This is a genomic window from Burkholderia sp. E168m23 (genome assembly GCF_016586125.1).
Taxonomy (GTDB): domain Bacteria; phylum Pseudomonadota; class Gammaproteobacteria; order Burkholderiales; family Burkholderiaceae; genus Burkholderia; species Burkholderia orbicola.
In genome coordinates this window covers 1-1,629 of the sequence record NZ_BCPP01001254.1, presented here as the reverse complement: position 1 = coordinate 1,629, position 1,629 = coordinate 1, and the positions used below count along the sequence as shown (strand labels likewise).

3 protein-coding genes are annotated in these 1,629 nt (G+C 69.6%); all 3 read left to right on the top strand.

Annotated elements, in window-relative coordinates:
- Positions 1 to 379, top strand: a 379-nt coding sequence (locus JMF90_RS36300; RefSeq protein WP_201326265.1) for a malonate decarboxylase subunit alpha, incomplete at its 5' end; no start/stop codon positions are given.
- A gap of 10 nt (positions 380 to 389) precedes the next feature.
- Positions 390 to 704 carry a malonate decarboxylase acyl carrier protein gene (gene mdcC / locus JMF90_RS36295; protein ID WP_006485317.1) on the top strand — a complete coding sequence of 105 codons (315 nt, stop codon included), beginning with the start codon at positions 390 to 392 and terminating at the stop codon, positions 702 to 704.
- Complete coding sequence (locus JMF90_RS36290) at positions 701 to 1,624, top strand: biotin-independent malonate decarboxylase subunit beta (protein WP_023477914.1); 924 nt, start codon at positions 701 to 703, stop codon at positions 1,622 to 1,624. The genes mdcC and JMF90_RS36290 overlap by 4 nt, the downstream gene beginning before the upstream one ends.
- The last annotated feature ends 5 nt before the right edge of the window (positions 1,625 to 1,629 follow it).

Below are 1,629 nucleotides of genomic sequence, written 5' to 3'. Positions count from 1 at the left end.
GCCGATGTTCGTCGAGAAGCTCGACGCGCTGAAGCTCGCCGACAAGCTGCAGCTCGACCTCGCGCCGATCATGGTCTACGGCGACGACGTCACGCACATCGTCACCGAGGAAGGGATCGCGAACCTGCTGATGTGCCGCGACAAGGACGAACGCGAGCACGCGATTCGCGGCGTCGCCGGCTATACCGACGTCGGCCGCGGCCGCGACAAGAAGCTGGTCGAGCGGCTGCGCGAACGCGGCGTGATCCGTCGCCCGGAGGATCTCGGTATCGATCCGCTCGACGCCGACCGCCGCTGGCTCGCCGCGCGGTCGATCAAGGATCTGGTGCACTGGTCGGGCGGGCTCTATGCGCCGCCGGCCCGGTTCCGCAACTGGTGAGGAAGAGGGCATGGAACAGTTGAACTATCGCTTCACCGCGCGCGAACGCGCGAAGGGCGAGCAGGCCGCGGCGCTCGTCGGCGTGGTCGCGTCCGGCAATCTCGAAGTGCTGGTCGAACGCGTGCTGCCCGGCAATGAATGCGAGATCGACATCCGCACCGCGGCCGTCGGTTTCGGCGCGGTCTGGCAGGCGGTCGTATCGGATTTCGTCGAACGGCGCACGCCGGGCGGCCTGAAGCTGTCGATCAACGACGGCGGCGCGCGGCCCGACATGGTGTCGCTGCGGCTCGCGCAGGCCGTGCGCGCGATCGAGGGAGACGCATGATGAGCGACGTGATCCACGATGCGCCGGCGTTCGTCGCGAACGCGGCGAGCTGGTACGAAGCGTCGGCGCGGCAACGCATCGACGGGTTGCTCGACGCGGGCAGCTTCACGGAATTCCTCGGGCCGGCCGAGCGCGTGACGAGTCCGCACCTGCCGCTGTTCGCGCTGCCGCAGCAGTTCGACGACGGGATGGTGGTCGGCCACGGCCGGCTCGACGGCAAGCCGGTGTTCGTCGCCGCGCAGGAGGGCCGCTTCATGGGCGGCGCGTTCGGCGAGGTGCACGGCGCGAAACTCACCGGGTTGCTGCGCGCCGCGCGTGACGTCGGCAAGCCGGTGCTGATCCTGTTCGACACGGGCGGCGTGCGGTTGCAGGAAGCGAATGCGGGCGAGCTCGCGATCGCCGAGATCATGCGTGCGCTCGTCGAAGCGCGGGCGGCCGGCGTGCCGGTGATCGGGCTGATCGGCGGGCGCGCGGGCTGCTACGGCGGCGGCGGGTTGCTCGCCGCGTGCTGTTCGGCGCTCGCGGTGTCGGAGCAGGGGCGCATCAGCGTGTCGGGGCCTGAAGTGATCGAGACCAATCGCGGCGTCGAGGAATTCGACTCGAAGGATCGCGCACTGATCTGGCGCACGATGGGCGGCAAGCATCGCCGCTTGATCGGCGGCGCCGATCGTTACGTGGCCGATACGCCGGACGCGTTTCGCGCGGCCGCGCTCGACCTGATCGGCCGCGCGCCGACGTTCGATGCGGCGATGCTGCGTGAGGAACAGGCGCGTCTCGAAGCACGGATCGAGCGGTTCGGCGGCTGCCAGGATGCGCTCGACGTGTGGCGTGCGCTCGGGGCCGACGCGCCGGAAGCGATTCCGGGCATGCCCGACGACGAATTCGCGAAGCTCGCCGACCAGTTACAGGAGCAGAAATGAAACGA

What these genes read in the sequence shown, in the direction of transcription:
- JMF90_RS36290 (WP_023477914.1), top strand. Translation starts at nt 701, where the DNA reads ATGATGAGCGACGTGATCCACGATGCGCCGGCGTTCGTCGCGAACGCG.
- mdcC (WP_006485317.1), top strand. Translation starts at nt 390, where the DNA reads ATGGAACAGTTGAACTATCGCTTCACCGCGCGCGAACGCGCGAAGGGC.